Source organism: Flavobacterium sp., from assembly GCF_004295795.1.
Taxonomy (GTDB): Bacteria; Bacteroidota; Bacteroidia; order Flavobacteriales; family Flavobacteriaceae; genus Flavobacterium.
Genome location: NZ_SEBR01000045.1, coordinates 1 through 2,755 on the forward strand (window position 1 = coordinate 1; position 2,755 = coordinate 2,755).

1 protein-coding gene is annotated in these 2,755 nt (G+C 47.9%); it reads left to right on the forward strand.

The window, feature by feature from the left end:
- Positions 1-585: 585 nt before the first annotated feature.
- Complete coding sequence (locus EOO49_RS19250) at positions 586-2,361, forward strand: glycoside hydrolase family 13 protein (protein WP_290848760.1); 1,776 nt, start codon at positions 586-588, stop codon at positions 2,359-2,361.
- The last annotated feature ends 394 nt before the right edge of the window (positions 2,362-2,755 follow it).

The following is a 2,755-nucleotide window of genomic DNA, read 5'->3' on the forward strand; positions in this document are numbered from 1 at the left end:
AAACGCGGGCACCTGACGTCTTGAAATTTGGGAAAAAAGAGGCGTCAACGGTACAGCGCATTGTTCGCCTCTTTTACTCCGCAAGCTCCGTCAGTTCGCGTTGCTCGGGTCCAAATTCCAAGGCTGTCAGGTCGCGTTTTTGGTTCAGCCGCAAGGTCTTTTTGCTACTTTTGCGGCCAGGCAAAAGTAGTCCCGCGGAAGGCGACGAGCTACACCACACGGCAGCGCAGCTGCCGCAAACACAAAATGAGCGAAGCTCATTTATTTAGGTCTCGAGAGTAAGAGAATCTCCGTAAATACAGAAATAAAAAGCAAAAAAAAGGATCGTCTTACGACAATCCATAGCCCGGATAACGGCAACTAGCCTTTCGCAGAAAAACCGAGCTTTTCTTAGCTCGAAACAGCGACCGCAGGAAGCTCGTTTCAAGCCTTAGAAAAACCGGATTTTTAAAGAAAGCTAGTGCCAGTTAGCCGGAATCAGCTCCTAAAAATCTAACAAAAAGAAGTCAATGAAAGCAACCCTGCACAAAACAAGCTATTTTTGTAAAAAAACATAAAATTCAACTTCAATTGAAAAAATACTATTTGATAGCACTGCTATCAATCAGCGCCTTCGCGCAAAAAGATTTCACTCCAGACTGGAGCAAGGGCATCACCTGGTACCAGATTTTCCCCGAACGCTTCAGCAACGGCGACAAGACGAACGACCCGAAAGTGCAAGATCAGGACGGTGCCTATCCTTTCGATACGAACTCGCCTTTCCAAATCCATCCATGGACAAGCGATTGGTATGAACTTCAGCCTTATGAAAAACAGAATGGCAAGGACATTTATTTCAACTTGCAAAGACGCCGCTACGGAGGCGATCTGCAAGGCATCATCAACAAACTTGACTACCTCAAATCATTGGGTGTCGACGCCATTTACCTGACCCCGATTTTCTGGTCGCCGTCTTCCCACAAATACGACGCGCTTTGTTATCACCATGTCGACCCGACTTTCGGACCCGATCCCGAGGGCGACAAAGCGATGATGACCAAGGAAAATCCGCTTGACGAAAAAACCTGGGTTTGGACAAAAGCCGATCTGCTCGCGCTGAAACTCATCAAGGAAGTTCATTCGCGCGGCATGCGCATAATTTTTGACGGCGTTTTCAACCACATGGGCGTCAAGAGTTTTGCCTTCAAGGATGTCGAAAAGAACCAACAGAATTCCGCTTACGCCGATTGGTTTTCGATCGACAGCTGGAACGACGCCAAGAAAGGCACGACTTTCCAGTACAAAGGATGGTTCGGCGTCAAGACCTTGCCCGAGTTCAAGGAAGATGAAAACGGAATTGTCGAAGGTCCGAAACAATATATTTTCAACGCGACCAAACGCTGGATGAACCCGATGGACAAAGGCGTGAAGGACGGCATCGACGGTTGGCGACTCGACGTGGCCTATGACGTGGGCCATCCGTTCTGGAAGCAATGGCGAAAATGGGTTCGCTCCATCAACCCGACGGCTTACATGACGGCAGAATTGGTCGATCCGATAGACAAGACACGCCCGTATTTGCAAGGCGACGAGTTCGATGCGACGATGAACTACAATTTCGCCTTCATCGTGCACGATTTCTTTATCCAGGACAAATCCGCCACGACGGTAACCGATTTCGATGCCAGGCTCAAGCAACTCCGCGAAGCCTTCGGAAACGATGTCGCCCTGAACATGCAAAACCTCATGAACAGCCACGATGCGACGCGCTTGGCCAGCGCGGTGGCAAATCCCGACGGGAAAAAATTCGGGAATTGGGGCGACTATTTCAATTGGAGCCAAAAGAGCAACAATAAGAATTACAACGCCAGAAAACCCACGCCGGAGCAAGTCAAAAAGCAAAAGCTCATCGCGGCGTTCCAGCAATTATACTTGGGTTCGCCTATGATTTTTTACGGTGATGAAGCCGGAATTTGGGGCGCAAACGACCCGGATTGCCGCAAACCTATGATCTGGCAGGAACTTCAATACGATTCCGAAACCGCGAATCCAGATCAAAGCAAACACGATCCCGACGCCGTCGCATTCAACAAGGACTTGTTCTCGTGGTACCAAAAGTTCATGAAGCTGCGCCAGCGCTATAAGGCGATCCGCCTTGGGAATTACAGGACGATTCTCGCCGATGATGCCCAAAAATTCTATGTTTTCAGTCGGGAGTTGAACGGTGAAGAAGTGCTGGTTTTTATCAATCGCTCTGATAAAATGGTTTCTTTTTCTGATGCTGTTTTGAAACGCAGTGCTTTTAAGGAGGTTTTTTCTGGTAAAAGGCTTACTAACGTCGAGGTTCCTGCTATGGAGGTCGTTGTTTTGGCTAACAGATAATTTTTTTTGAGCTTTTTCCGGCTTACTGGCACTAGCTTTTTTGCAAAAACTGCTTTTTCTAGGGTTTAAAACGAGCTTCCTGCGGTCGCTGTTTTAAACTTAGAAAAATGCGGTTTTTTCTGCAAAAGGCTAGTTGCCGTTATCCGGGCTACGGATTGTCGTAAGACGATCCTTTTTCTTTTAAGAAACTCCTTTTTTCCGGAATCTTTCTTACTCTCAAAACCTAATAAAATGAGCTTTGCTCATTTTGCTTCTTTCGGCAGCTGCGCTGCCGCAGGCTTTGATTTTGATTCGTCGCCTGCCAGCGGGGCTTACTTTTGCCTCGCCGCAAAAGTAACAAAAAGGCGCGCGGCACGACCGATTTTGGCGACCTGACAGCCTTGGAAATTCGGGA